Raw genomic sequence first — 26,237 nt, 5'->3', positions numbered from 1 at the left:
CCTGATCAAGATGCGGGGCTTTTTTACGTCTATCGTTTGCCAAATGGACATTCATCGGCAGGGGCAGCGAGCATGCGTCGGCATTCGGTTATCCACACACCAAACACCAGCGATTATCAAAGATTGACGGACATCTGGGAGTCCTCTGTCCGGGCCACCCACGATTTTTTGCCGGACAGCTACATAGAGCTGCTGAGGAATCTGGTGCTGACCCATTACCTGGACAAGGTGATGCTGATCTGCACCAGGGACACGAACCAACGCATCACCGGGTTTGCCGGTGTGGCCGCGGGCAAGGTCGAAATGCTGTTCATCGACCCGCACCATCGGGGCCAGGGGCTTGGACGGCAATTGCTGCACTATGCGATCGAGCACCTGAATGCCGATGAGCTTGAAGTCAACGAGCAGAACCCGCAGGCACTGGGCTTTTACCTCAAGCTGGGCTTCGAGGTGATCGCACGTACGGAACATGACGGCCTGGGCCAGCCCTATCCGCTGCTCCACATGCGTCTGCGCCAGCAGCAGGCGCACAGTGGCTGACGCAATGCAGCTTGCACAAAAAGCGCCAGCACTGAAATGGGACCGGGATTAACCGGCCCTACACAGGTACAATAGCTGCCCCATTTTGTTACGGCCCCTTGTCATGACTGACCCCATACGCCTCTCCAAACGCCTTATCGAGCTGGTCGGTTGCTCCCGTCGGGAGGCTGAGCTGTTTATCGAAGGCGGCTGGGTCTCGGTGGACGGTGAAGTGATCGACGAACCGCAGTTCAAGGTGACGACCCAGAAGGTCGAGCTCGATCCCGACGCCAAAGCCACCGTGCCGGAGCCGGTGACCATCCTGCTGCACGCCCCGGCTGGCATGGATGCCGAGACCGCCATGGCGTCGATCAGCGCCGAGACCCTGTCGGAAGAACACCGCTTCAGCAAGCGCCCGCTCAAGGGCCACTTCCTGCGCCTGACCGCCAGCGCCGACCTGCAAGCCAAGGCCAGCGGCCTGCTGGTGTTCACCCAGCATTGGAAAATCCTGCGCAAGTTGACCGCCGATGCCGCCAAGATCGAGCAGGAATACGTGGTTGAAGTCGAAGGCGACATGGTGGCCCACGGCCTCAACCGCCTGAACCACGGCCTGACCTACAAAGGCAAGGAGCTGCCAGCCGTGAAAGCCAGCTGGCAGAACGAAAACCGCCTGCGTTTTGCGCTGAAAAACCCGCAGCCGGGGGTGATCGCGCTCTTCTGCGAAGCCGTTGGCCTGAAAGTCATCGCCATCCGTCGCATCCGCATCGGCGGCGTCTCCATTGGCAAGGTGCCGGTGGGCCAATGGCGTTATCTGTCCGGCAAAGAGAAGTTCTAGGCCGTTACCCTTTTCCCGACACTGCCTGATGGCGGTGTCTACCCCGTTGAAAACCAGGATTGCCCACCATGATTCACAACGACGTACTGCGCAGCGTGCGCTACATGCTCGACATCAGCGACAACAAGATGGTCGAGATCATCAAGCTCGGCGGCATGGACGTGACCAAGGAAGATTTGCTGACTTACCTCAAGAAAGATGAGGAAGAAGGCTTTGTGTTCTGCCCGGATGAGGTCATGGCACACTTTCTCGATGGCCTGGTCATTTTCAAGCGCGGCAAGGATGAGAGCCGTCCGCCGCAGCCGATCGAAACGCCGGTGACCAACAACATCATTCTGAAAAAACTGCGCGTCGCCTTCGAATTGAAGGAAGACGACATGCACGCCATCCTCAAGGCCGCCGAGTTCCCGGTATCCAAGCCTGAGCTGAGCGCACTGTTCCGCAAGTTCGGCCACACCAACTACCGCACGTGTGGTGACCAGTTGCTGCGCAACTTCCTTAAGGGGCTGACGCTGCGCGTCAGAGCCTAAGAACAGCGATGAGCTTCGAGCGGCAAGTTAAAGCTTGCGGCTTGCAGCTCGCCACTTGAGGCTCAAAAATGGCTTACTCCGTCGCGCCCGTCGGCTTCGTCCGCTCCTGCTTCAAGGAGAAGTTCGCTATCCCGCGTCAGCCGCACCTGGCGCCGGCCGCCCGTGGTGTGCTGGAGCTGGTGGCGCCGTTCGATGGCGGCGATGCGGTGCAGGGGCTGGAGCAGGTCAGCCATGTGTGGCTGCTGTTTCTGTTCCACCAGGCGCTGGAAGACAAGCCACGCCTTAAAGTGCGCCCGCCGCGCCTGGGCGGCAACACCTCCATGGGCGTGTTTGCCACGCGCGCGACCCACCGCCCAAACGGCATCGGCCAGTCGGTGGTGAAGCTGGACAAGGTGGAGCCGGGGCGACTGTGGATTTCCGGGATCGACTTGCTCGACGGTACGCCAGTGCTGGATATCAAGCCGTATGTACCCTATGCCGATAGCGTTGATACGGCGACCAACCACATCGCCAGCGGCGCGCCACATTTGATTGAGGTGCAGTGGCTCAAGACCGCACTGCAACAGGCACAGGGCCATGGCCAGCGTCTGGGTGAACCGCTGGTGGAGTTGATTGACCAGTGCCTGGCGCAGGACCCGCGCCCGGCCTATCAGACACCCGGGCCTGAGCGTGAGTACGGCGCGCAGCTCTGGGATGTGGATGTGCGCTGGCACTATCCCGAGGCAGGGCTTATCTGCGTGCTTGAAGTGGTACCGGCCAGATAAACCGGAACACAAAAATGTGGGAGGGGGCTTGCCCCCGATCGCGGTGTATCAGCCACTGAAGGTGGTACTGACACTCTGCAATCGGGGGCAAGCCCCCTCCCACATTTTTTGCATCTGTGTATTGGCTGATTACTTCTCGACGAACGCGCGCTCGATCAGGTAATCGCCCGGCTCACGCATGCGTGGCGAAACTTTCAGGCCGAAGCTGTTCAGCACTTCGCTGGTCTCATCCAGCATGCTTGGGCTGCCGCACAGCATCGCGCGGTCGTCCTCGGGATTGATCGGCGGCAGGCCGATGTCGCTGAACAGCTTGCCGCTGCGCATCAGGTCAGTCAGGCGGCCTTCGTTTTCGAACGGCTCGCGGGTCACGGTGGGGTAATAGATCAACTTTTCACGCAGAGCCTCGCCGAAGAATTCATTCTGCGGCAGGTGCTCGGTGATGAATTCGCGGTAGGCGACTTCGTTGACGTAACGCACGCCGTGGCACAGGATCACTTTTTCGAAGCGCTCGTAGGTCTCCGGGTCCTGGATCACGCTCATGAATGGCGCCAGACCCGTACCGGTGCTTAGCAGGTAAAGGTGTTTGCCAGGCTTGAGATCGTCAAGCACCAGGGTGCCCGTCGGTTTTTTGCTGATGATGATCTCGTCGCCTTCCTTCAAGTGCTGCAGCTGGGAAGTCAGCGGGCCATCCGGCACCTTGATGCTGAAGAACTCCAGATGCTCTTCCCAGTTCGGGCTGGCAATGGAGTAGGCGCGCATGAGCGGGCGGCCGTTGGGCTGTTGCAGGCCGATCATCACGAACTGACCGTTCTCGAAGCGCAAACCTGGATCGCGGGTGCACTTGAAGCTGAACAGAGTGTCGTTCCAGTGATGAACACTGAGGACACGCTCGTGGTTCATGTTGCTCATGTACGGGGGACTCCTGGAAATGGGTCTGCGCCAAATGTGAAGTGCGCAATTGCACAGTATTCTAATGGCGGCGACAATATCTGTTAACTGGATTATTAAGATAAGGGTTATCGGTTATATCGATATGCGATTCACTCTCCGTCAACTGCAAGTCTTCGTCGCCGTCGCCCAGCAGGAAAGCGTCTCCCGCGCTGCTGGCCTGCTGGCCTTATCTCAATCCGCCGCCAGCACGTCGATTACCGAGTTGGAGCGTCAATCCAGCTGCCAGTTATTCGACCGCGCCGGCAAACGCCTGAGCCTCAATGCGCTTGGGCATCAGTTGTTGCCTCAAGCGGTGGCACTGCTGGACCAGGCCAAAGAGATCGAGGACCTGCTTAACGGCAAGTCCGGCTTTGGCTCGCTGGCAGTGGGCGCCACCCTGACCATCGGCAATTACCTGGCGACCCTGCTGATCGGCAGCTTCATGCAGCAGCACCCCGAGAGCCAGGTGAAACTGCATGTGCAAAACACTGCCCATATCGTGCATCAGGTGGCCCATTACGAAATTGACCTGGGTCTAATCGAAGGCGACTGCAGCCATCCGGACATCGAGGTGCAGACCTGGGTTGAGGACGAACTGGTGGTGTTTTGCGCGCCCCAGCACCATTTGGCCAAGCGCGGCGTGGCGAGCATGGACGAGTTGACCCATGAGGCGTGGATCCTGCGCGAACAAGGCTCGGGGACGCGCCTGACGTTTGACCAGGCCATGCGCCATCACCGCAGCGCACTGAATATCCGCCTGGAGCTGGAACACACCGAAGCGATCAAACGGGCAGTGGAGTCGGGCTTGGGAATTGGGTGCATTTCGCGGCTGGCGCTGCGCGATGCGTTCCGTCGCGGCAGCCTGGTGCCGGTAGAAACCCCGGACCTGGACCTGACCCGGCAGTTCTACTTTATCTGGCACAAACAGAAGTACCAGACTTCGGCGATGCGCGAGTTCCTGGAGCTGTGCCGCGCGTTTACCGCCGGCGTTCAGCGCAGCGACGAAATCGTGCTGCCGAGCATTGCCTGATCGCTAGATCAGGATGACCGCCCATACCAGCGTGATCATGGTCAAGGCCACGAATTGCGCGGCGCTGCCCATGTCCTTGGCATTTTTCGACAGTGGATGGCGGTCCAGGGAGATGCGGTCGATGGCCGCCTCCACCGCCGAATTGAGCAATTCCACAATCAGCGCCAGCAGGCACACGGCAATCAGCAAGGCCCGTTCGACGCGGCTGACGTGCAGGAAAAAACTCAACGGAATCAGGATAACGTTCAGCAGTACCAACTGACGGAACGCCGCCTCGCCGGTGAAAGCCGCGCGCAGGCCATCGAGGGAATAGCCCCCTGCGTTGAAGATACGTTTGATACCGGTTTGACCCTTGAAAGGCGACATAGATGTAGGCAACTGAACCAAAGGAGTGGGGAAGCTAGAGCACGCAAAGTCAAAAAAGCGTGAATCGGTGACAGCTTAATGCTGCGAAATTGACTCAAGTTGTTGCAGGAGCAGCGCCGCCTGGGTTCGCGTACGCACACCCAACTTGCGGAAAATCGCGGTGACATGGGCCTTGATAGTGGCTTCCGACACGCTCAACTCGTAGGCAATCTGCTTGTTCAACAGGCCCTCGCACACCATGGTCAACACGCGAAACTGCTGAGGCGTCAAACTGGCCAGGCCATCGCGGGCCGCCTTGGCTTCGTCGGACACGTTGATTTCTTCAAATGCTTGCGGTGGCCAGGACACATCGCCGTCCAATACGGTACGCACAGCCTTCTGGATGTCTTGCATAGCGCTGGACTTGGGAATGAAGCCGCTGGCGCCGAACTCTTTGGAGCGCACCACCACATCAGCCTCTTCCTGGGCCGAAACCATCACCACCGGGATCTGCGGATATTGCCCGCGCAGCAACACCAATCCGGAAAAACCATAGGCACCGGGCATGTTCAGGTCGAGCAGCACCAAGTCCCAGTCGGATTTTTCGGTCAAGCGGGCTTCCAGCTCGGCAATGCTGGCGACTTCGACCAGTCGGACGTCAGGGCCCAGCCCCAGGGTTACGGCCTGATGCAGCGCACTGCGAAACAGCGGGTGGTCATCGGCTATCAGGATTTCGTATGTGGCCATTGATTAAATGATCCTGTTTTTTAGGGGAGCCCTGATGGGTTCAGGGTTCGCCAGTACACAAGGCAACGACCAGGCAGCCATCGCCAAGGAGCACGCTCAACGTCAAAAACACGCCAGACAACGTCGAAAAACCAAGCTTGCGCCCCAATCGGCGCCCAGCATGCCCAGCGCGGCCTGGGGGGTCAAGCACTACGCCCAAGGGGATTTTAGCGGGTTGCACGATTAAGGTGCCATCATGCAAACGTCGACTGGTCATACCGCGGGGATAAAGGGCGCCAAACGGGAGTGGACACTGTCCGTCTCATTCAAAGGCAGCTGAAACTTGGCGGCCAGGTAGTGCGTGCTGAACACATCGAGGTAAGCATCCAGGACTTCGCTGGCGAGCTGATCATCGGCCAGCTCCAGGCACAGCGCGGCAACCTCGGCGGTGCAGAAGTGATCATCACGCTTGGAGCGGCGCAGCTTGTACCGCGACAATTGCTCCGGTGCCAGACTCAACACCGGCAAATGCTCCAGATACGGGCTCTTGCGAAACATCTTGCGCGCTTCGCTCCACGTACCGTCGAGCAGGATGAACAGCGGGCGCTTGCCCTCCTCTGCGCTCACGGCGCTGACCACTCGCTCAGGCGCCACGAATTCGCCAGGAAACACGATGTAGGGCTGCCACTGCGGATCGGCCAGCAAGGTCAGCAGGTCCGGATCGACTTCGGTGCGCGACCAGGCGAACGCGGTGGTGTCGTCGATCACATCGGCGATCAGCCATCCGGTGTTGCTGGGCTTCATCGGTTCGACGTCGTGCATCAACAGGCACATCGCAGATTTGGCTTCAACCTTTGGTCGCCAGGCGCACAGGCAATACTCGGGAATCACTCGGCAACCTGCGCACCGCTCGGCACGCGACCCCCGATTGAGGAAAGGCCTGACGGCTCGGGCCAGGCGCTGGGCACGCAAGCGGGAGACAGCGTGGCTCATTGGATGCGCCATGGAAGCGGGTAGATCGACACGGGGTAACTCGAGAGCAATTGAAGTCGAGGCAGTTTACCAGCGATACGCCTGGCTGTAGTGGCCAGCGCTCACCTATAATTGCGCGCCACTGAACGCACAGCGCAGTGGCTGGTCTATGCACCAGTAACCGAATCAGGAGAGTTTGATGCTGCGTTCCATGCTGCGCCTCGTTGCCCCATCCGTCGCTATCGCGCTGGCCTTGCCTATGGGCGCCCATGCAGCCTCGCTGCTGGAGGCTCAAATGAACCGGAAGCTGCAAAGCGTCGCGACCGAAAGCAACAAGGACCTGCCACGGGAAATCGACGAAAAAACCCTGGAAGTGGCCTACACGGTTGAAGGCATGCAACTGATCGATCATCTGAGCGTGCAGCCTGACCGCGCCGAACAGATGCGTGCCAACCCCAAGGCGGTGTATTTCCAGCTCGGCCGCAGCGTATGCACCAACCCTGGCTATCGCGAACTGATGGCGAAGGGCGCAGTTATGCGCTACGAAATTACCGAGAACAAAACCAACCGCCCTGTCGCCTCGGTAAAATTCGCCGAAGCCGACTGCCCGGCTCCAGCCAAGAAGAAAAAGTAACCCTGGCTTGCCTTCGCGCGTCGCTGTCTTGCGGCGCGCAATTCCCCGCTCCACCCGCGCCTACACCATGACGAGCAATCAATAAGCGGTTGCCAGCCATGGGTTTTTCGGCCCATGATCACTTCATTCCATCCGCCCGCCCGCAGCAGCACTCGATGCTGCGCTGTAACGCTTTCAGGGCAAAAGAGGCCTGCCCTCCCGTGGCAAATAGCGACACATGCAGTGTCGTGGCCCCTGCCGACTCCCATCGGCTACCCAGGCCCTGTGAAGAAGGAGAAGTTGAATGCCTGATGAATCGAATGACCTTCTGCTAAAGCTGTTTGAACAAAACGGCACTGACCTCACACAGCAGGTCGACGCGCAACTCCAGCTGATCGCCCCCAACAGCGCCAATATTCCTCTCTATCGCGACATGATCCTCACTGTTATGCGCATGGCCCGGGACGACCGTGATCGCTGGAACGCCAAGATCACATTGCGCGCCATACGTGAGCTCGACCATGCCTTTCGTGTGCTCGAACAATTCAAGGGACGACGCAAAGTCACGGTATTCGGCTCGGCACGTACGCCAATAGAAAGCCCGCTGTATGCATTGGCTCGAGAGGTCGGCGCGACACTGGCGCGCTCCGACATGATGGTCATCACCGGCGGTGGCGGCGGCATCATGGCTGCGGCGCATGAAGGCGCGGGTCTGGAGCACAGCCTGGGGTTCAACATCACCCTGCCGTTCGAACAGCATGCCAATCCGACCATCGATGGCACCGATAACCTGCTGTCCTTCCACTTCTTCTTTACCCGCAAACTGTTCTTCGTCAAGGAAGCCGACGCACTGATCCTGTGCCCAGGTGGTTTTGGCACCCTGGACGAAGCCCTGGAAGTGCTGACCCTGATCCAGACCGGCAAAAGCCCGCTGGTACCGGTGGTGCTGCTGGACGCACCGGGTGGCGGATTCTGGCAAGGCGCCCTGGATTTTATGCGCAGCCAGCTGGAGGCTAATCGCTACATCCTGCCGACCGATCTCAAGCTGATACGCCTGGTATACAGCGCCGAAGAAGCCGTGGACGAGATCAACCGGTTTTATGCCAACTTCCACTCAACGCGCTGGATGAAGCGCGAGTTTGTGGTGCGCATGAATCATCCGCTCAGTGATCAAGCCCTGGCCCATTTGCAGGATGAGTTCGCCAGCCTGCGACTGAGCGGAGAGTTCCAGCAGCTTGCCTACACCGGTGAAGACCATGACGAACCCAGGTTCAGTCATTTGACCCGGCTGGTATTCAACTTCAACGGCCGCGATCAGGGGCGGTTGCGCGAGTTGGTGGACTACATCAACTTGCCGGATAACTGGGTTCAGGCCCAAGGTGAAGCGCAGCAGCGCGTGATGCCACAACCCGCGTAAGTTTTTTGCGGGCAAAAAAAAAGGCCCACTATTTTCATAGTGGGCCTATCGTTTTTGTGGCATTCAGTCATCCATGTCTCGGCCGCTTAACAAGCGACTGATCATGTCCATCGAAAACCCACGATAACTCAGGAAGCGCCCTTGCTTGGCGCGCTCTTTAGCATCTATAGGAAGATGACCTGAAAACTTGCGGCGCCAAGTCTCTTCCAACTGCGACTGCCAACTGATACCGCACTCACGCAAGGCGAGGTCGATATCGGCACGTTGCAGGCCACGCTGGCTCAACTCTTCGCGAATTCGCGCAGGGCCATAACCGGAGCGGGCGCGGTAGGACACAAAGCTTTCGAGGTATCGGGATTCCGACAACAAACCCTCTTCCGTCAAGCGGTCGAGGGCTGTTTCGATCATTTCAGGCTCTGCGCCGCGCTGACGCAATTTGCGTGTCAGCTCGACTCGACCATGCTCGCGGCGTGCGAGCAGGTCCATCGCAGTGCGCCGAACGGCGACGAGTGTATCCAGTACAACAGTCATCGTTTGCTTCAGACGTCAGTGTCGACTTCTTCCATCTCGTCAACCGGCGCGCGGTTGGCGGCTGCTTTGACGTCTGGCGCTGCGGTCAGCAGCTTGTCGCGAATCTGCTTCTCAAGCGTGGCGGCGATATCGGGGTTGTCCGCCAGGAACTTGGCCGAGTTGGCCTTGCCCTGACCGATCTTGCTGCCGTTGTAGGCATACCAGGCACCGGACTTCTCGACGAAACCGTGCAGCACGCCCAAGTCGATCATCTCGCCGTTCAGGTAGATGCCCTTGCCATACAGAATCTGGAACTCTGCTTGACGGAAAGGTGGAGCTACCTTGTTCTTCACCACTTTAACGCGGGTTTCGCTACCGACAACCTCGTCACCTTCCTTCACCGCGCCGGTACGGCGGATATCCAGACGGACCGAAGCGTAGAACTTCAGCGCGTTACCACCGGTGGTGGTTTCCGGGCTACCGAACATGACACCGATCTTCATACGGATCTGGTTGATGAAGATCACCAGGCAGTTCGCGTTCTTGATGTTACCGGTGATTTTACGCAGCGCCTGGGACATCAGACGGGCTTGCAGGCCCACGTGCATGTCGCCCATTTCGCCTTCGATTTCTGCCTTCGGTACCAGCGCTGCCACGGAGTCGACCACGATCACGTCGATGGCGTTTGAGCGCACCAGCATGTCGGTGATTTCCAGGGCTTGCTCGCCGGTGTCCGGCTGGGAAACCAGCAGGTCGTCAACGTTGACGCCCAGTTTGCCGGCGTATTCCGGGTCCAGGGCGTGCTCGGCGTCGACGAACGCGCAGGTAGCACCCATTTTCTGAGCCTGGGCAATCACCGACAGGGTCAGGGTAGTCTTACCGGAAGATTCAGGACCGTAGATTTCAACGATACGGCCTTTTGGCAGGCCGCCAATGCCGAGCGCGATGTCCAGACCCAGAGAGCCAGTGGAGATAGCCGGGATCGCCTGACGGTCGTGATCGCCCATACGCATTACGGCACCCTTGCCGAATTGACGTTCGATCTGACCCAGGGCCGCAGCCAAGGCTTTCTTCTTGTTGTCGTCCATTAAAGTCCTCACGTAATCAATAAGGCCTGACGGCCAACACCTGTATAAGTAGACAGTATTGTTCCACAAAGATCGAAGATCGCCTACCCCTGATTGTCTATTTCTGCTGCAGCTCGTCGCAACAAGCCCTCCAGCGCAGCCTTTACCGTTTGTCGGCGGACCTCATCGCGGTTGCCGGGAAAGTGCACAAGCTCGGCCGTGACCTCGTCGCCCACGCCAAACGCCAGCCACACCGTGCCCACCGGCTTGTCCGGCGAGCCACCGTCAGGACCGGCCACGCCGCTGACCGCCACGGCAAAGCGCGCCAGGCTTTTTTCCTGTGCGCCCCGCACCATCGCTTCCACCACCTCCTGGCTGACGGCGCCCACTTTGGCAAACAGCTTTTCCGGCACATTCAACTGCCGGGTCTTCTGCCGGTTGGAGTAGGTGACATAGCCCGCCTCGAACCACGCCGAACTGCCTGGTATCCGCGTAATGGCTTCGGCAATCCCGCCGCCGGTGCAGGACTCGGCGGTGGTGACATGGGCATTGAGCACCTGCAAACGGCGCCCCAGTTCAGCAGCCAGTTGAGTGATTTCCTTCACGGTCGTCTCCAGGAATGGGCGGGGGTTCGCCTACCCTACAGCAGCCCATCGGCCATGCAAGTTGCAGAGTGCATCAAAAGACTAACGCGCGACGGCCTGCACGTAGGCCTGGCAGGCACGCAAGGCGATCAAGGCGTTATCGCCGTCGTCGGTGATGCGGATAATTCGTTGAGCATGCGCCGGGTCAAGTCGGGCTCGTGGGGCTGCATGAACCACGCCGCCGGGGGTGGTGGCGGTGGGCAGCGCAGCGCAGCTGGCGGGGTCGGTGGCGTCGAGAAGGACTGACAACCGCACATCAGCAGTGGCCAGGCGGTCGCGCAAAGCAGCTTGGTTACGTTGGGCATCGCTCAACTCCTGAGCATGGTGTTGATCGTTGGCGTTAAGTTGCTGTTCCAGGGCCAGACGCTTTTGCTGGTCTGCCTGCTGCTGTGCGAACGCGGCCTGGTTTTGCTGACTGAGCGCCAGCGCATGCCCGGCCGCCTGACGCTCAAGCTGCGCACCATAGCGCCAGGCCTGCACCTGCCAGACCAGCGCAAGCAGCAGGCAAACGCCAACCCAACGCCACAGGTCTAGGAAACGCATAACACCGCCTTCGCCCGTTCCCACAGTTGCAATCGGTCCTGCAGCCCGTTCAAGCCGCCGTTGATACGCCGGGTGATGGTGGTGAACTGGTCCTTGTCGGCCAATTCGTTGAGGCCGTTGGTTTGCCAGAACCAGGCGGCGGATTCGCAGGCCCATTCGGGCTGCTCCAGCAGCTGCGGTTGTTGCAGCAGGCGATCATCGCCAAATAATGCCTGGCTGCAGGACAGGTAGTTACGGCGACCGGTGACCTGAATCAGCCCCCTCCCCCGGTATTTCTGGCCATCGCCATCCGCCTCGGGGGTATTGCCCAAGCGTGCAGCCAGAGTGCCGGTGTCGTACTTGCTGAGGTATTGATCGCTGCCCAGTTCACGCACGTAGCGCAGTTCGGCGGATTCGTGGCCGACTTGGGCGAGGAAGGCGGCGATGCGTTTGGCGTTGTCAATCTCGTACCGAACGAAGGCTGCATTTAAAGGGGACAAAAAAATGCCCGCTCGAAGGCGGGCACCAGGCATTACACCCAGAAGCTGGGCAAGTGTCATCAGCATTGGCTTTACTCTGAATAAGTGATTACACCGACAAACCGCTGGCCTGGATCGTGCATCGATAGCCGCCTGCTCGTTTACCGCTGGCCGTCACCTTCTTGATCGACCAGCGCCCCTGCATAAAGCCCGGCCATGATTCGTCCAGCAGAAGCAACCCTTCAGCGGCCAACGACGGATTACCGGGACATACCACATCGATCAGCAGCCCTTCGCGCCACACGCGCCGCATCTCGCCCTGTGCCGCTGAGCGCGCTTCGTCTTCGCTCTGGTAGCGCTGAGTGACTATCTTGAAGGGTGCGATGCCCACTTCCACGACCTGCTTCTTGCCGGCTGCCGCATCCCACCAGGACGTTTGCGCGCCGCTGTATTTGGCGCGGCTGTCTTCGGTAAGTTTGGCGCTGATGAAGGCGCGCTCACCCGGGCGATTGTCATGGGTTACGGACAACCGCACATCCGGCAGCGCCTTGCCCGACAACGACTTGACCTGGCCTTTGCGCCCCAGCACATACAGCTCGTCGACAGGCTTGGCCACCGCATCGAAGCGTTTGGCCAGCCGGGTCAGAAAGGCCATGTCGCTTTCATTGGTCTGATCGATATGCGCGATCTGTTCGCCCTCAAGTTCAGGCGCCACACGCGGGGAAAACCCGTAGCGGCTGGTCAATTGGCGAAACAGTGCGCCCAAGGTTATCGGCCCATGGCTGGCGGTGCGGCGCTGTTTGAAGGAGGGCTCATCGAACGGTGCCGCGGTGGCCACCAGCGCCAGCCGCATCGGGAAGAATGACGGTGTACGCTGAGTGATCGTGAAGACGCCCTTATCCACCAGGCCGGACTCAAGGTAACCCACGCGCAAGCCGATCTTACCGCCCAGATCGGGCAAGCCTTCAAGGCCCTCGATATCCAGGGTCAACTTGAGTTGGTCGGATACGAATCCGGCTACGTCAGTATGTTCCCATTCCACTAACCGCTCGTTGAACAACGCGGCATTGGCGCCATAAAGCTCCACTGCGGGTGTGAATCCAAGTGCCATGATCGCTCCTTAATCCCAGGCTGAAACCGGCCGGCTCGCGACCGGCTGCGCCGCCAGTTCAGGCACCAGCACGCTGACGCCTGCGGGCAGTACCGGGCCTTTTTCCGCCAGTTGCGGATTCAAGCGCCACAGCGCTTCCTCCGCGGCATCATCACAACGCCCTAGCTCTCGATACAACAGCAGGTTCACCGAGTCGCCAGCAATACTTCGGACCCTACGCATTGACGAACTCCTCCAATACCAGCGACCAAGCGATCGCCATTGCCGTACCGTCGTCGATCACGCCGGCTTGTTTTTCGGTGACCGACTTGATCGTCCACAATCCCCAGTTACGTCCCAAACCGTCCACCAGCGGCAATGGTGCCCGCAGACCTTGCAGGGCACGCAACTCATCCAGGCGCTGCATGCCCTTGGCACGCGCCGCCTTGCCGCCCAAGGTCAACGTTTCCAGGTCCTGCCCCACTTGGCTGGACTTGGGTTTGCCGGCGATGATGCCCAGGTTGACCCAGCCTCCACTGCTTCCACGATCAAGGGTGTCGTAGGCGAACCCGCGTGACAGCCCGAAAATAAAAGTGCCCAACACCATCTGTTGTCGCATCACACAGCTCCATCGGTGAGTGCCGAACCACGTCGCGTCGCCAGCAGGTTATCCATCGACAGCGGCGTAAATTGCGCTTCGATCTGTTGCACCACGAGCGTCGCCAATTGTTCATAGCTGGCTTGTTCCGGCGCGTTGATAGTGATTTGCGGGGCGAAGTTGATTTGGCGGTTATCGGCTTGAGGGTTGGTGAGGGTGTCGCTGACCTGCGACGCAGGCGGCAAGCGATCCTCGGAGCCCATGACTTTTTCAGCCAGCCAGGCACCCACGTCGCTGCCGACGAACGTCCCCACGGCACCGCCCACCACTTTGCCGATAGCCCCCCCGGCAACGCCTCCCATGACGCCACCGAGCACGGTGCCGGCACCCGGCACCACCGAACCGATCACCGCTCCCGCAAGCGTACCCACCGCTCGGCCCAGCGCCATGCCGGCGAACTCACCGGCAAAACCACCGGCGACACCGCCGCCTATCGAGCCCACGCTGGTGCCAACCGCTTCGCCCAGATTTCCCGACCGCGCGCCTTGGACGACGTCGACTGCGGCGTTTGCCAGCAACAACCCCGACGAAACCTGTCTGGTAATTTTGCTGGCCCTCCCCGCTTTACGCGGGCTCTGGGGCGCCGAACCCGGCGTGCGTTCGCCTGTAGGTGCGTCGTTACCGCCGGACGGCTGCGGGCGGGTGGGCGAGTTGCCGCCGGCAGCGCCCTCGCCAAAAATTTTCCCCGCAACCTTTTCAAATACCTTGTCTTTCACGGCATCGAACACGCCGGCAATCAAAGGCCCCAGCGCAGCACCTGCCAACGTGACCGCGGCGGTGGCCTGAGGCAGGGCTTCGGCCAACCAGCTCACAGCATTGACCAAGCCGGTCATCGCCGTCAGCGAGGTATCCACAAGGGGCGCCAGGGCGGCGTCGGTGGCGGTATCCAGGCGAGTGGTGCTGGCCTCGTACGCCTGCCGGCGTGCCTGGGTGGAATCGGCGCGAACCGCTGCCAGGCGGGCAACGGAGCTTTGATCCCCCAGCACCGAGGTGGCGTAGCTGGAGGGTTCGGCCACCAGCGAAAAGGCCTGCTTCACGCGGTCGATAGTCGGCACCAGGCTCAGAACCGCTTGATTACCATCGAACAGCTGCGTCGCCAGCGCCGCCTGCCTTTGCGCCGGTTGCGACTTGAGCGCTTCAAGCACGGTCACCAGGGTCTGCGCAGCATCGTGTTTCATCCCGACAGCCAAGGCTTCGGGATCGAGTTTGAGCGCTGCCCAGGCACTGCGCTGTTCAGGGGAGGCCTTGTCGCCTTTAGCCAGCGCGGTACTGATTTTTTCCAGGCCGAAGCCAGCAGCACCTTTGCTGTTACCCGCGCTCAGCAACGCCGCCGACAGCGCCGCCGCCTGCGCGGGGCTCATGCCCGCCTGCGTCGCGGCAGCGCCCTGGTGTTGTACGATCGCCGCGATATCCGCCGACTCGGCCTTGAGCGTGACCACGTTGCCCAACACGTTTGTGGCGTCAGCAAGATCCAGGGTTTGTGCACGGTCGAGGTGCATCGACTCGCGCCAGCCCCCCAAGAGTTCGCCGGCGTTCTTGATATCGATCTTGAAGGCCGTCGCCATTATTGCGGCGTCGCGGGCGAACTGTTGCAACTCTGCCTGGCGCCCGACTTTGTCGATATCGCCAGAGGCGTCAACCCGGTCGCTGCCGATACCCAACTTGGCGGCCACATACTCGACCTTCGCAAGGTCAACGGCGCTCGCGCCACTGGCCGCCACCATCGGCTCGGATGCCATGGCGAGGTTGGCTTCGCGCATCGTCTTGCGCTCGCGCACGGCGAACTGCAACAGCTGGTCCAGGTCGGTCATCGCGGCGTCCAGTGACTGCGACGGTGTGACCGAGTCGGCCGCCTTTTGGGCAGGTGTATCGCTCGCCCCCGCCGCATCTGCGGCGTCGATTTGCCGGGCGTCCATCAGCTTGAGCAACGAGGCGTTGAACAGCTCGAGCGTGTCCACCAGCCGCGCCTGGCCGGTGGCCAAAAGGTTGATCTCCAGGCTGGCATCAGCCAATGCCAACGCCAGATTGCCAGCACTGCCCGGCACAGCCTCAGACGGGCTCGCCAGCGTTTGTGCGATAGGTTTGAGGCTGGCCTGCGCACCACTTTTTTCCAGTGGGCCCTGAGTCAGCGGGCCGTCCGTGACGATGGCCGACTCAGCCGCTTGATTACTGTCTGCCATCCCGCTCTACTCCTGTTTGACGCCAAGGCGACTGATCGCGATGTCGTAGCGGCGCAAGGCTTTCCCGGCGTCCCAATCGAGAATTTCCGCTTCGTTTACCAAGTAAACCAGCGGCACTACATCGAGGATCACTTCGATGTCGCGCTCCGAAAGAAGTCCGCCGGTTTGTTTAAAAAATCGTCGATGCGCCCCTGCAGTTCGGTCCAGTCGGGCACGGTCAGGCCGGCGAGGTCAGGAATCATCAGCCCAGCGCAATGAGCGGTGATGAACTCGGCACGCTCTTTGTTGGTGGGCAGTTTTTTCATCACTTTGGTGGCGCGCAGCGCAGGCATTTCCAGGGTGATGTGGGTAAGGGTGCGACCGCTCGCTTGAAGGGGAAGCAGCAGCGCGACCTGCTCGGCCGCCAACGATTCTCGTGGCACAGCAGCTTGATCGAGAAAGAACGATGCAGGCTGGGTCGACATCTCGTGTACGTATTGCGCAATGCTGACGTAGTCCGGACGCTTGAGCTGGTCCAGTTCTTTTTCCGACAGGCCGGTGGCGAGTTTTGCCAGTTCGAAGAACTGGTCATCCTCGTCGTCACCGGCGCGTGCCAGGGCTTCTTTCTGTGGCGCGTAGAACAACGGCTTGAGTTGAATCTGCTCGATCACGGCACCGGTGTCGGCGGTGATCGGGGACAGCAGGATATGTAGCGCAGGCTTCCAGGCCATGGGGCAATTCCTTGATCAGGTATGGGGGCGAGCTGACCCGCCCCCGGGGGTTTACGGCATCAGCACGGCGCGGCGGGCGTCGCCGAGAATGTCGACACCGTTGAGCACGAACTTCTGGGTGCGCACGTCGATATCGATCACCGGAATACCGTTTTCCAGGCGGTTATAGGTGCGGCAGGACAGTTCCAGGGTGGTGACGGGCTTGGCATTCATCGTCAGCGCAGTCTCGGTCAGTGACTTCAACTTGCCGCCTACGGTGTGGTAGGTGAAGTAGGTCTTGCCGTCCTGGTCCTGACCGGCTTCTCGCACGTTCAACAGGATGTCATCCCCCTGCGTGACGCCAAGCGCCAGCAGCACTTGCGCGCCGACCCCTTGCAGCACCAGGGTTGCGCCCAGCGCCTTGGCGCTTTTGGCCACCTCTTCGGCGATGAAGCGCCCGCCGGTCATCTGGTCCATTTCGAACTCGATTTTCGGCGGCGTAAAGGAATCGACCGTGGCCGACAACGGCAGGCCTTGAAGGGTGGCCGCAATGGCCTGTCTGACTCGGTTGGTAAACATTAGAGAACGTCCTCCAGGAACTGCTCGATGATTTCATCGCGGGCGTTGAGTTGATAAACCATGTGTTCGTTCGGCGCGTAGCGGCCGTAGTCGATGACGATGAACCAGGTGCCGTTCTTGTACTTCTCGACGCTGTTCAACTCCGGGTGCAGGTACACGCTGCCGCCAGGGATGGTTTCGTCGGCGACCAGGGTTTGCAGCCAGTCGTTGATGCGCTTGACCTCCTGGTCCATGAAGGACTTGGTGAGGTTCTTGGCCATGGCCTTCTGGCCGGCCTTGACCAGCTTGCGGCTGATGGCGTCTTCCAGGCCGACGTAGCTGAGGAATTTGCCGGTGATGGAGCGGTTGCCCAGCAGTGAGAAACCGCCAAGCACCGTGCGGGCGTAGTAACTCACGCCGTAACGGTTGAGCAGGTCGCCTTCGGTAGAGGTGTCGAGGATGTTGTACTCGACGACGCGGGAAACGTCTTCGGCGAAGGTCACCTGATTACCTGGGCTTTCCCATTGCTTGACCTTGGCAAGCGCGGCGATGGCCAACGAGGACGGCGACAGGAACACGTTCTTTTTCGCGGCCTTGGAATACACCGACGGCATGTTGTGCACCAGCAGGCAACGGTCGAAGCCGAGGTCGGCACCGCCCAGTTCGCCGCTGTACGTCACCTGATCGGCGACCGAAGCGTCCTTGCCATCCAGCACCACACGGGCCTTGATGCGCTTGCCGAAAGAGGCGAACTCGCCGGCCACGGCCTTGGGGCCGGTGAAGCCTGGGGCGCCGATGATGGTCAGGTCTTCAGGCACGCTGCTCAGGGCTGCCAGGCCGAGTTTGCGACCCGTGACGGGGTCGTTGCCGCCGATTACGTTGTTGATCGTATCAGCCGGGGTGGCGCCTTCTTCGACGATGACCACATACACCGGCACCTTCACCACCTTGAGGATCTGGTACACCGCCTGGAACAGCGTGCCCGACTCGGTACCGGTAGGGTCCAGCAACGCCTGAGTGGTGAAGCTGTTGATGCGGAACGGGGCGTTTTTGGGGATCGAGGCATGGGCGTTGGGGGCGGTACCCACCAGGCCAATGACGTTATCGCCCAGGCCACCCATGGCCTCGGGAGATTCGGTGGCATTCACAGTGATGCCGTTGTGCTCGAAGTTCAAAACCTCAGCCATGATTAGTCAGCCTTCTTGGGGGTGGAGTTGAGGACGCTGGTCAGTTCCAGACGGCCGGCGGTGCGCAGGGCGGATGCTTCGACGTCGAGCAGTTCCAGCTCCTCGCCAGCGGTAGACCAATGGCCGTTACCGATGGGGAAAGGGATAAGGACGGTGTAGGTTTGGCGGGTGGGCATGGGTAGGATTCTCCGGGTGAGAAACGCCAAAGCCCCTGCGGGAGGGGCTTTGGGGAGGCGAAAAAAAACCGCTTTCGCGGTGGATTACTTCAAGAATTCAGGTTTAGGGGGCCATACAACTGCATCAGGATCGGCCCCTTGGTCTGGAATATCACGCAACCCTTGCCGGTAAGCCATGAATACCGGGCGATCCTTTTCCGCCATAGGGTAGTCAGGCATAGCCGCGTAATCACTAGCAGCCAGGTCCGCATCACGCGAAGTACGGATCAGTTTCCATTTAATCAATGGGTGAATATCAGGCATTACAAATTCTGGTTTCATCAATATTCTCCTTAGCCTAGGCCCAACAAGGTTCCCCAGTCGTTGGGCGTCGTAATAACACCTGTACAGGCGCCAGCAAGCATTACGTCAACCGACCCCGTTACAGAACTGCGGGTAGGGTGAACGTGCATGTAATTAGCAAAGACGTTGTCTGGCAAGAACAGCGTGGAACACCAGCGCCATTTGCCCTTTTTATTACCGTTAGCCCAAGCGCCTTCAATGCTACCCTCGTTCACTCGAACAAAAGCGCCCATCGTCATGCAATTATTTAACGGCACTGGTGTAGTCCCGCTCAAACGCCCCGCATCAATTGAAGCAGGGAATGCCAACCACGTCAGTGAATCGTTTGCGGACCATTTCATTTGCCAGACGTTGACTGTGTTTCGCCAATAGCCTGCAGATTTAATATCAAAATCGGGAAATTGCTCACGCACATCGGCTTGCACTTGGCGCATAAATTCAACGTCTGCATCCGGGCGCCCGGCTGATTGAGCCTGCTGTGTAATAGTCCGAACTTTAGTGGCAGTAACTTCCGTATGCACATACCAGCCATCAATCAGTTTTTCGGTGGAGTCTGGCTGCATATGGAAGTTTTTAGTAACCGCCAGGCGAGGTAGGCGGCTGTTCAAACTGGACAATTGTTCGTCATATTTCGCATTAGCTTCCGATAGCACCCTATCAATTTCGTCAATCTTCCCTGTCACAACATTAGTCAACGCATTCGCTGCGTTGACCACGGCCGTCAGTTGCTGTTCAGTACTCAATGGTTTAACTCCTTGTATGCGTTAATGGTTAATCGACTGTCTATAAATCGGTCAAGCCTAGAAAAATTAAAATTCGATAGCGGGCTTTTTCTCCTCTAGCGCCATGACTCGAAAGAGCATTGCGATGCCTCTAGACATCGAGTCGATGCTGGCAGCCGAAAGAGAAGCCAACTCCTCTGTAAGCAGAATATTGAGATTCTCGGATCCAACTACTACCGTCACGCTATCCACCGGCAACGGCGAAATATCCAGCGTAAACTTCTGCAGTACCCGAGCCGCCGCCGCTTTATACGTCAGCAACTTCCCTGCTACGGAATACACCGCCAGCAAGGTCCCGCTGGCGAGGTAAAAGCCGAACTCGCCAATCTCGTACTCATCGTCGCCATCAAACAGCGCGGCCATGCGGAGTTGGCGTTCGCCCAGGTCTTCGTAATCCACAATGGCGACCCGTTGGCGCTCATCGCGCAAGGCCTCTTCCGTGCCGTCGGGGTTGTAGCGGCCGGTACCGGCGCCGATGTGGGTAATTTCGCCTTTGAGGCCCTGATTCTTTGCCTGCAGCACTTCATCCAAACCTTTGGAGGTGAAGCGCACCAGGCGCGTGATGTCATCTGTCATGGCTGCGCCCTGAGGTCGTAGTCGTTAATGGTGTAGTGCCGGGCAACCCCGGTACTGTTTAGCCGGGCGCCAAGCCCGAGTTCCGGCAGCACGCCTTCAAGCAGCAGCTCGCCATCGCTCAGAGGGGTATGAGCGGCGCTGTTGAGGGAGAACGCACCGTTTAACTTCACTTCGGGCAAGGCGCCGGGAGGGCTGTCTTCGCCGATGCTCAACCCAGGATCGGCCGCGCCGGCCAGTCGCAGGCCCTGGGTGGTTTCATGCACGATGGTGATCGTGGCCTGGTCCCGCTCGCTCTTGGCCGCGTTGATGCGCCGGATCAGCCGGTTGTGGTCGCCACCGGACCAACTGCGCCCAATGATCGCCTGCACGTCAAAGGTATAAGGTGTACCGATTGGCCGCTGCTGATACCAGGCGCTGATATTGGGAGTGAAGCCCAGTGATTCCACGGCATAGCTCAAGGCCTTGGGTGTGCCGGCCTGACGCTGGATCTGCCAGGACAAGGCCACAGTCAGGCGCTTTTCCGATTCGCTGGCGTCGGCATCCCATTCGCTGACACCCCGATCGGCGGCCAGGTAAGGCAGAAACTCGCTGGGCGTTTGCAGTGGGTTCATCAACGCTGGAAACGGCGGCGTGACTCGCTCAAGCAAGTTGCCGAAGCCCAGGTCCAAAGCCTTTTCCAACGGTGAACTGTTGGCTGGCAACAAACTCGCGTCAGATTCACTCATAGCGTACGCACCTCCACCTCGACGCCCGTGCAATACGGGGCCTGGAACGCATTGCTGACGATCGGCGCCAGTGGTTCAAGGATTTGCAGCTGCGCCGCCCCTGCACTGTGGATGGCGTAGTCGATCCAACTGGGGTCGACGCGCCCTTCCAGGCGATGACAGGAATCAGCGTAGTTTTGCAGCAGCTGCTGCGCCGCCACCTGGGTCAGGCCCGAGTCCGGCCCGGCGTTGATCTTGGCGATGACGCGGATCTTGTAGGGCTGAATCTGTGCGCCCTGGACCGTGACCAGATCGGTTTCCGGCCGTACATCGGGCCGTGCGAAATGTCGGCGTACACCGTCAAGCAAATCCGCAGATGGGGTACCGTCGCCCTCACGAGACAGCACCGTCACCATCACCTCGCCGGGCGCGGTGCGGCGGCCGTTGCCGTCCTTGACCTGCGCCGCATAGCCGTCCGGGTCGAAGGTATAGTTGACGGTCACCACGCCCGGCGATGCGCTCTGAACCTTTACGGTGGGTCGCTCGCCGAGGGTGAACACTTCGCGGCGATACTGCATTCGCGAGCCCGCTGCTGGAGCGTGGGGTGCCAGGTAGTAACGCAAGCGGGCGTCGTCGTCGCTTTCCAGCGTCGGCGGCACGGGCGGGAAAGCCGCCGGGTCGCCGGGGTCGAGCACTTGGCGTTCCAGGCCCATGTCAGCCAGGCGTGCGTCCAGGTTGCTGCCGGTAGCCCACCACGCCAGCATCTGCTTGATACGCGCATTGTATTTGCGCTCGTGGGTTTGCAGGCGCACGCAAAACGCCTCAAGCGCCAACGTCAGCAGTTCACTTTCGTTGTCGAGGCTGACTTTGAGTTTTGCAGCGCTTTGCGGGGCACGGGTGGCGACGTAGTCGACCACGAATGCCTTGAATTCGGCGAGCAGCGGCTCGAACTCATCGACCGCGATAATCGCCGGCTCGGCCAGTTGGTTCTGGCCAGGGATCAGCATGCTCATGTCACGACCTCGAAGGATTGTTGGCGGTTTTTCCAGGTGCCGGCAAAACGCAGCAGCAGCCCGGCACCCTGACGGGTGGCGACGATGACCTGGGGCTGAAAGTCGCCGATGCCGTTCTGCGCGTTATAGAACGCCTGGGCGGCATGGCTCTGGGCGAGCAGCAGCAGGTCATCGCCAAGGTTTTGCCCGAGCAGCTGCGGGATCAGCGAGCCATACAGCGGGCGCTTCTGCCGCGTACCGATGGGTGTGGTCAGCGCTCGGGTGGCGCGCTGCACGAATTGCAGCCAGTCATCGACCGCTGCCCCCGTGTTGCGATCAATGCCGATCATGGGATGTCCTTGTCACGGGCTGATGACCCGACCCTGGTGGTCTATTACCGGGCCGCTGAAGTGAGCACCGCCGGCATCCAGCAGCAGTGCGGTGCCGCCGATCTGCAAGGTGATGCCCTGCGGGTTGAGGGTCAGGCTGGCGGCGCCGACCTTGAGGTCGACCTGCTCGCGGGAGCCGCTGAACGTGGTGGGCCCGTTGGCCCAGTTGAAGGTGTGACTGGCGTCGTCGTAATCGCTTTGCGTGCCGTCTTGATGGCGCCGCCGGGTCAAGGAGGGAACCGTGGAGACTGGCGGAAAAAGACTACTGTTGAGGCCGAACAAAGCCACGGACTGCGAGCCCCCTTCCCCACCACCGTAGTTGAGCAGCAGGCATTGTTCGCCCACTGAAGGGATGCGGGTTTCGGTTTGCGCACCGGCGCTGGGGTTGAAAAAGCGGATGGCCGGTGTGAGCAACTCACCGTGGCTGACCCGGCAGGTATTGCTGGCGGCATCGACCTGTTGGCAAACACCAATCCGGCAGAAGCTTTCAGCGCGCCGGTAGAGGTCTTCGAGCTGGGCTTCCATCTCCGCCAGGCGCTCGACGATAGGCCCCAGTTGCATGCGTAACAGCGCGTCGAACATGGGCTACTCCGCCAGTGGCTTGTATTGGTCGGGGTCGTCGATGTTCAAGACATCCCAGGTGCAGGCGAACAGCGGTTGGCCTGTAGGATCGTTGAGCAACGCAGGTCCCAGGTAGAGGGTTTGGGTGAAGGACACAGTCCACGTGTCGTAGTCCGTTGCCGCTGCAGTGCGCATGGAGGGCGCGGCGACAATGTTCGCTGGCACATCGCACTGGGACTGCGGCAGGTTCCAACGGTTATCCAGCACCAGATCCATCAATTGGCTGGCCAGGTCGCAGGCATCGAACGGCAGCGCGCCGGGGGCAACCATGGCCTTGAGCGAAATAGACAGCACGTGCGCCTTGCGCCCTTCGCGAGAACGAATGCCCGGGCCGTTGCCTTCAACCGTGACCATCACACCGGTGCTGTCCTCGCCGCCGAGGAAATCCCGGTGACTGCCGATCCTGAGGTCCGGGAAGGCCGCGTGCAGCGCCACGCCGATGGCTTGGGGGAGTTGGGATGGCTTTTCGATAAGGGTCATGTGAGTAGCGTCCTTGCAGTTACTGCGGGTCCTGACGGGAACCTTCGTTGATCCCGATGCGCTTGGCCGCCCAGCGCTCATAAAGGCCGATGGCCACATCGGCACCGGCCATGGCGGTGAGGCAACCAATGGCGCCGGCGGTCCAGATCGACATACCGGCGGCGTAGCACAGCATCAGGGCCGAAACCCCACACACCATGCACGCCCCGGAGCGCAGTGCCAGGCGCCGAATCAGCGACCAGCCGCGGGCGCCCTCCTTGTCGGCGCGCCACATTTCGCCGGAAACCCCGCCGATCAAGGCCAATATGATCACCAGCCAGATAGGCATTTCCGCTAACGCTTGTTGTTCGTTTGTCATGTCACGCCTCCTGGCTGAGCACTGATAGTCCGTTTTTTCAATTGCACATACTTCGATAGGTAGGCATTCCAAAAAGCCCGGTTGCCCGGGCTTTTCAGTAATGATGTCCTCGGACTGTCGGCGCTACTGGCGCGGTACGGTCCTTTCCTCAATGTTTTTCCGACCACGATCCCTGTCTGCCGGATAACTGCTTCTGGTGCTTTACGCTGCACACCCGGGTCAGTTGCCAACCCTCTGAACCGTTAAGGCCGGTTCATCGCTGCCTGTTTTTGAAGCGGTACCACTAAAGAGCGTCGGCATCCTTGCCGGTGTTGCCTGGCATCCCTGCCATCGCTTCGATGGCGTCCTTGCCGATGTTGCGTGCCTTCCTTGTCTTCCTTGGCAGCATCCTTGCCGCCTCCACCAGGCCTTGTTGGCTGGCTTGAGATGAAGAATATGCATGTATGCATATACAGTCAATGCACAAATGCATTTATTTTTGCCATGCAAATGCACGACCGCATGCAACGCCACGCAGGCACTGGGTTTGCCGGTTTTCTGCGGCCGAAAAAAAACCCGCTCAATGGCGGGCTTTGTCTTACGCGGTGAGGTTAACGAGCGTACATGCCCCACCAGAACACATGGCCGAGGATGCTGATCTGCTCGTCCTGAATATCCTGGAAACTATAGTCTTCATCCGGGTGCTCATCACGATTGAAGCTGCGCAGGCGAATACCGGTAGGCAGGCGGTAGAGCTGTTTAACCCGCAGCTGACCATTGTGGTTGATGGCGTAGAGGTCACCATCGACGATGTCGCCAATCCCGCTCTTGCCGGCATTGACCCCCACCGTCGCGCCATCGCGCAGCACCGGCAACATGCTGTTGCCGCGCACCGTCACGCACTTGGCCTGGTCGAACTGCACACCGTTATGCCGCAGGCTGCGCTTTCCAAAACGCAGGCTGGCCTTCTCGCTTTCCTCGATGACGAATCTTCCTGATCCAGCAGCCAATTCAACCTCGCGCAGAAAGGGGATCGACACCTCGTCATCATTAACGGGAGTGTCGTCGTCCCACAGGCTTATGTCCTTGAGTTCCGAGTGCATCGGGTCGCGCCCATCATCGCGCAAAGCCCCCACCGCTGCGCGCCCGCGCAGGTGATCGGTGCTGACGCGAAAATATTCGGCGATGCGCGAGATGTGTTTGTCCGACGGATCAACGATCTTGCCGCTGAGGATCCGGGACAGTGTGGATTGAGGCACGCCAGTTCGCCGATGAAGCTCTGTAGGAGAGATTCGGTCGCGATCGAGCAGCTCTTTCAAGACGATAGAAACGTTGCGTTTTTGCATAAAGCGGATAGTGACGGGAGTTTTAGAGGTTGGCAAATGCTAATTTGCATATCTATGCATTAAACCACCGTAACAGGCAAAAAAGAAACAAATTACTGTATATACGAACAGTTATTCAGTCTTTACTATTCTGCGCTGTTCGACTTACACCCAGGGCAACCGGATTCAAAAGGGCGCAGATTGGGAGTCACCTTGCTTGTCGACAATTTCGGGCCTATGTATAAAACTCTGTAACAACCTAGCCAGCAACGACGGAGGTGCTCATGGCTTATTCAGCTCTGGCTGTCGCTAACGCCTTCATTGAACGTGCGAAGGAAGGCAAACTTTCCGACCTGACGCCGATGAAGCTGCAGAAACTGCTGTTCTACACGCAGTCCTGGCACCTGCGCGAGCGGGATAAACCGCTTATGGATGACCACTTTGCCCGCTGGCAATACGGCCCGGTCATTCCCTCGCTGTACCATGAGTTGAAATCCTACGGCAGCCGTCCGGTGACTTCGCTGCTCAGCAACTTGAAGCCCGACGCTGAAGATGAAGACATTGTCTTCGTTACACCGAGGATCCCCGACAGCGACACTTATGCCCATCGCCTGATTGACCGAATCATCGCCAAATACGGCAAATGGTCGGGAACCCAGCTGTCCAACCTGTCGCACGAAGACGGCACGGCCTGGGCACTCAGGGGCGCCGACGGATCTGCAATGGACTGGAAAGAAATGGCCGAACTCATTCACCCGCAGAGCCGTAACCGTGAGTGAGGAACTCGACAACCTCAGGCTCACCCTGCCCCTGGCGACAGGACCCGACCAGGACTCCCAACCTGGCGGCGAGCACGCGGTAGGCATGGACGATGAAAGAAGCCAGAACCTGAAAGACCAAAAGGCCGAAAGGCAACTGCGCAAGAAATATGCAGGCCGGGCCTTTTGGTTTGCTGCCTGTGGCGTGATCTTCTGGGCGGTTCTTCTGCTGTGGAATGGTTGGTCGACCTACTACTCCGGGAAAGCGCCGTTCTCGGATAACGTATTGATTGCCATCACCACGGCAACGTCCATCAATCTGTTTGCCGCTTTTCTTGGGGTCATCAGAGGTTTGTTTCCTGCCAGTGGGCGCAGGTCCAAGTAACGGCTCTACAGGCTCCACTTCGTGCGCCTTTTACGCACAACCGCTTTTCTTCCCGCGTATTACCTCCCCCTCTGCCACCTGCGAACCCCCGACCTCGCGTGTTAA

The 26,237-nt window shown here is 59.7% G+C and carries 37 protein-coding genes; 9 read left to right on the top strand and 28 right to left on the bottom strand.

Translation table 11 applies throughout. From position 1 onward, the window contains the following. Window positions 1-72 precede the first annotated feature (72 nt). The 4 genes from SC318_RS06215 to tsaA all read left to right on the top strand — a co-directional run bounded on the left by SC318_RS06215 (window position 73) and on the right by tsaA (window position 2,648). Complete coding sequence (locus SC318_RS06215) at window positions 73-540, top strand: GNAT family N-acetyltransferase (RefSeq protein WP_320430068.1); 468 nt, start codon at window positions 73-75, stop codon at window positions 538-540. A 103-nt stretch (window positions 541-643) separates the two neighbouring features. Then, window positions 644-1,354: an rRNA pseudouridine synthase gene (locus tag SC318_RS06210; RefSeq protein WP_320430067.1), complete on the top strand. Its 711-nt coding sequence runs from the start codon at window positions 644-646 to the stop codon at window positions 1,352-1,354. Window positions 1,355-1,422: 68 nt separating this feature from the next. Beyond that, the gene (locus SC318_RS06205; protein WP_005785469.1) at window positions 1,423-1,884 is read left to right on the top strand and encodes a YehS family protein; all 462 of its coding nucleotides are present in this window, start codon (window positions 1,423-1,425) and stop codon (window positions 1,882-1,884) included. A 68-nt stretch (window positions 1,885-1,952) separates the two neighbouring features. Next, window positions 1,953-2,648: a tRNA (N6-threonylcarbamoyladenosine(37)-N6)-methyltransferase TrmO gene (tsaA, locus tag SC318_RS06200; RefSeq protein WP_320430066.1), complete on the top strand. Its 696-nt coding sequence runs from the start codon at window positions 1,953-1,955 to the stop codon at window positions 2,646-2,648. A gap of 129 nt (window positions 2,649-2,777) precedes the next feature. Here tsaA and fpr read toward each other — a convergent pair whose 3' ends face one another. Further along, the gene (fpr, locus tag SC318_RS06195) at window positions 2,778-3,557 is read right to left on the bottom strand and encodes a ferredoxin-NADP reductase (RefSeq protein ID WP_003172178.1); all 780 of its coding nucleotides are present in this window, start codon (window positions 3,555-3,557) and stop codon (window positions 2,778-2,780) included. A 124-nt stretch (window positions 3,558-3,681) separates the two neighbouring features. On the opposite strand from fpr, the gene SC318_RS06190 reads away from it, so the two are divergent. Continuing rightward, complete coding sequence (locus tag SC318_RS06190) at window positions 3,682-4,608, top strand: LysR family transcriptional regulator (protein ID WP_320430065.1); 927 nt, start codon at window positions 3,682-3,684, stop codon at window positions 4,606-4,608. A gap of 3 nt (window positions 4,609-4,611) precedes the next feature. Here the strand turns inward: SC318_RS06190 and SC318_RS06185 are convergent, their stop codons facing one another. From SC318_RS06185 to SC318_RS06175, 3 genes are all read right to left on the bottom strand, one after another. Then, entirely contained in the window at window positions 4,612-4,974 is a 363-nt protein-coding gene (locus tag SC318_RS06185; RefSeq protein WP_017137081.1) for a diacylglycerol kinase, read from the bottom strand. A gap of 75 nt (window positions 4,975-5,049) precedes the next feature. Further along, window positions 5,050-5,700, bottom strand: coding sequence for a response regulator transcription factor ErdR (gene erdR, locus SC318_RS06180; protein ID WP_320430064.1), 651 nt, complete (start codon window positions 5,698-5,700; stop codon window positions 5,050-5,052). 252 nt (window positions 5,701-5,952) lie between these two features. Then, on the bottom strand, window positions 5,953-6,672 hold the full coding sequence (locus SC318_RS06175) for a tRNA-uridine aminocarboxypropyltransferase (RefSeq protein ID WP_320430063.1): 720 nt from the start codon (window positions 6,670-6,672) through the stop codon (window positions 5,953-5,955). Window positions 6,673-6,850: 178 nt separating this feature from the next. Here SC318_RS06175 and SC318_RS06170 point away from each other — a divergent pair, with 178 nt between their 5' ends. Together SC318_RS06170 and SC318_RS06165 are read left to right on the top strand one after the other, a co-directional pair. Then, entirely contained in the window at window positions 6,851-7,285 is a 435-nt protein-coding gene (locus SC318_RS06170) for a PA3611 family quorum-sensing-regulated virulence factor (protein WP_306491861.1), read from the top strand. A 283-nt stretch (window positions 7,286-7,568) separates the two neighbouring features. After that, on the top strand, window positions 7,569-8,681 hold the full coding sequence (locus SC318_RS06165) for an LOG family protein (RefSeq protein WP_320430062.1): 1,113 nt from the start codon (window positions 7,569-7,571) through the stop codon (window positions 8,679-8,681). Between the two features lie 63 nt (window positions 8,682-8,744). On the opposite strand, the gene recX is transcribed toward SC318_RS06165, so the two are convergent. The 24 genes from recX to SC318_RS06045 form a co-directional block, all read right to left on the bottom strand. Further along, window positions 8,745-9,212: a recombination regulator RecX gene (recX, locus tag SC318_RS06160; RefSeq protein WP_320430061.1), complete on the bottom strand. Its 468-nt coding sequence runs from the start codon at window positions 9,210-9,212 to the stop codon at window positions 8,745-8,747. Between the two features lie 8 nt (window positions 9,213-9,220). Beyond that, on the bottom strand, window positions 9,221-10,279 hold the full coding sequence (gene recA, locus SC318_RS06155; protein WP_320430060.1) for a recombinase RecA: 1,059 nt from the start codon (window positions 10,277-10,279) through the stop codon (window positions 9,221-9,223). Window positions 10,280-10,362: 83 nt separating this feature from the next. Next, entirely contained in the window at window positions 10,363-10,863 is a 501-nt protein-coding gene (locus tag SC318_RS06150; RefSeq protein ID WP_320430059.1) for a CinA family protein, read from the bottom strand. An 81-nt stretch (window positions 10,864-10,944) separates the two neighbouring features. Further along, entirely contained in the window at window positions 10,945-11,445 is a 501-nt protein-coding gene (locus SC318_RS06145; protein WP_320430058.1) for a lysis system i-spanin subunit Rz, read from the bottom strand. Beyond that, window positions 11,433-11,990, bottom strand: coding sequence for a glycoside hydrolase family 19 protein (locus tag SC318_RS06140; RefSeq protein ID WP_320430057.1), 558 nt, complete (start codon window positions 11,988-11,990; stop codon window positions 11,433-11,435). The genes SC318_RS06145 and SC318_RS06140 overlap by 13 nt, the downstream gene beginning before the upstream one ends. Before the next feature lie 22 nt (window positions 11,991-12,012). Beyond that, window positions 12,013-13,014, bottom strand: coding sequence for a phage late control D family tail protein (locus SC318_RS06135; protein ID WP_320430056.1), 1,002 nt, complete (start codon window positions 13,012-13,014; stop codon window positions 12,013-12,015). 9 nt (window positions 13,015-13,023) lie between these two features. Beyond that, a complete protein-coding gene (locus tag SC318_RS06130) occupies window positions 13,024-13,236 on the bottom strand; it encodes a tail protein X (protein ID WP_320430055.1) in 213 nt (70 codons plus the stop codon). Continuing rightward, on the bottom strand, window positions 13,229-13,612 hold the full coding sequence (locus tag SC318_RS06125; RefSeq protein WP_320430054.1) for a phage tail protein: 384 nt from the start codon (window positions 13,610-13,612) through the stop codon (window positions 13,229-13,231). Before SC318_RS06125 ends, SC318_RS06130 begins: the two co-directional genes overlap by 8 nt. Beyond that, window positions 13,612-15,831, bottom strand: coding sequence for a phage tail tape measure protein (locus tag SC318_RS06120; protein ID WP_320430053.1), 2,220 nt, complete (start codon window positions 15,829-15,831; stop codon window positions 13,612-13,614). The genes SC318_RS06125 and SC318_RS06120 overlap by 1 nt, the downstream gene beginning before the upstream one ends. Before the next feature lie 6 nt (window positions 15,832-15,837). Beyond that, a complete protein-coding gene (locus SC318_RS06115) occupies window positions 15,838-15,963 on the bottom strand; it encodes a hypothetical protein (protein ID WP_320430052.1) in 126 nt (41 codons plus the stop codon). Next, window positions 15,960-16,541, bottom strand: a complete 582-nt coding sequence (locus SC318_RS06110) for a phage tail assembly protein (protein ID WP_320430051.1) — start codon at window positions 16,539-16,541, stop codon at window positions 15,960-15,962. Before SC318_RS06110 ends, SC318_RS06115 begins: the two co-directional genes overlap by 4 nt. A gap of 51 nt (window positions 16,542-16,592) precedes the next feature. Further along, entirely contained in the window at window positions 16,593-17,099 is a 507-nt protein-coding gene (locus SC318_RS06105; RefSeq protein WP_320430050.1) for a phage major tail tube protein, read from the bottom strand. Then, window positions 17,099-18,265: a phage tail sheath protein gene (locus SC318_RS06100; protein ID WP_320430049.1), complete on the bottom strand. Its 1,167-nt coding sequence runs from the start codon at window positions 18,263-18,265 to the stop codon at window positions 17,099-17,101. Before SC318_RS06100 ends, SC318_RS06105 begins: the two co-directional genes overlap by 1 nt. A 2-nt stretch (window positions 18,266-18,267) precedes the next feature. Next, window positions 18,268-18,441, bottom strand: a complete 174-nt coding sequence (locus tag SC318_RS06095) for a hypothetical protein (RefSeq protein ID WP_164484513.1) — start codon at window positions 18,439-18,441, stop codon at window positions 18,268-18,270. Between the two features lie 84 nt (window positions 18,442-18,525). Further along, entirely contained in the window at window positions 18,526-18,762 is a 237-nt protein-coding gene (locus tag SC318_RS06090) for a tail fiber assembly protein (protein WP_320430048.1), read from the bottom strand. 11 nt (window positions 18,763-18,773) lie between these two features. Further along, window positions 18,774-19,526 (bottom strand): hypothetical protein, encoded by a 753-nt coding sequence (locus SC318_RS06085; RefSeq protein ID WP_320430047.1) that lies wholly within the window; start codon window positions 19,524-19,526, stop codon window positions 18,774-18,776. Window positions 19,527-19,592: 66 nt separating this feature from the next. Continuing rightward, the gene (locus tag SC318_RS06080) at window positions 19,593-20,141 is read right to left on the bottom strand and encodes a hypothetical protein (protein ID WP_320430046.1); all 549 of its coding nucleotides are present in this window, start codon (window positions 20,139-20,141) and stop codon (window positions 19,593-19,595) included. Then, window positions 20,138-20,866 (bottom strand): phage tail protein I, encoded by a 729-nt coding sequence (locus SC318_RS06075; RefSeq protein WP_320430045.1) that lies wholly within the window; start codon window positions 20,864-20,866, stop codon window positions 20,138-20,140. The genes SC318_RS06080 and SC318_RS06075 overlap by 4 nt, the downstream gene beginning before the upstream one ends. Then, window positions 20,863-21,858: a baseplate J/gp47 family protein gene (locus tag SC318_RS06070; RefSeq protein ID WP_320430044.1), complete on the bottom strand. Its 996-nt coding sequence runs from the start codon at window positions 21,856-21,858 to the stop codon at window positions 20,863-20,865. Before SC318_RS06070 ends, SC318_RS06075 begins: the two co-directional genes overlap by 4 nt. Next, complete coding sequence (locus SC318_RS06065) at window positions 21,855-22,187, bottom strand: phage baseplate protein (RefSeq protein ID WP_124385378.1); 333 nt, start codon at window positions 22,185-22,187, stop codon at window positions 21,855-21,857. The genes SC318_RS06070 and SC318_RS06065 overlap by 4 nt, the downstream gene beginning before the upstream one ends. Before the next feature lie 12 nt (window positions 22,188-22,199). Beyond that, entirely contained in the window at window positions 22,200-22,808 is a 609-nt protein-coding gene (locus SC318_RS06060) for a phage baseplate assembly protein V (protein ID WP_320430043.1), read from the bottom strand. Window positions 22,809-22,811: 3 nt separating this feature from the next. After that, window positions 22,812-23,327 (bottom strand): hypothetical protein, encoded by a 516-nt coding sequence (locus tag SC318_RS06055; protein WP_320430042.1) that lies wholly within the window; start codon window positions 23,325-23,327, stop codon window positions 22,812-22,814. Between the two features lie 19 nt (window positions 23,328-23,346). Next, window positions 23,347-23,685 carry a phage holin family protein gene (locus tag SC318_RS06050; protein ID WP_124357270.1) on the bottom strand — a complete coding sequence of 113 codons (339 nt, stop codon included), beginning with the start codon at window positions 23,683-23,685 and terminating at the stop codon, window positions 23,347-23,349. Window positions 23,686-24,275: 590 nt separating this feature from the next. Beyond that, window positions 24,276-25,010: a LexA family transcriptional regulator gene (locus tag SC318_RS06045; RefSeq protein WP_306491841.1), complete on the bottom strand. Its 735-nt coding sequence runs from the start codon at window positions 25,008-25,010 to the stop codon at window positions 24,276-24,278. 263 nt (window positions 25,011-25,273) lie between these two features. On the opposite strand from SC318_RS06045, the gene SC318_RS06040 reads away from it, so the two are divergent. Next, window positions 25,274-25,768 carry a Panacea domain-containing protein gene (locus tag SC318_RS06040; RefSeq protein ID WP_306491840.1) on the top strand — a complete coding sequence of 165 codons (495 nt, stop codon included), beginning with the start codon at window positions 25,274-25,276 and terminating at the stop codon, window positions 25,766-25,768. Continuing rightward, a complete protein-coding gene (locus SC318_RS06035) occupies window positions 25,761-26,132 on the top strand; it encodes a hypothetical protein (RefSeq protein WP_320430041.1) in 372 nt (123 codons plus the stop codon). Before SC318_RS06040 ends, SC318_RS06035 begins: the two co-directional genes overlap by 8 nt. The last annotated feature ends 105 nt before the right edge of the window (window positions 26,133-26,237 follow it).

The sequence above is a fragment of the Pseudomonas sp. MUP55 genome, from assembly GCF_034043515.1.
Classification (GTDB): Bacteria; Pseudomonadota; Gammaproteobacteria; order Pseudomonadales; family Pseudomonadaceae; genus Aquipseudomonas.
Note: the sequence above shows the minus strand (reverse complement) of the source record. Positions and strands in the feature narration are given on the sequence as shown.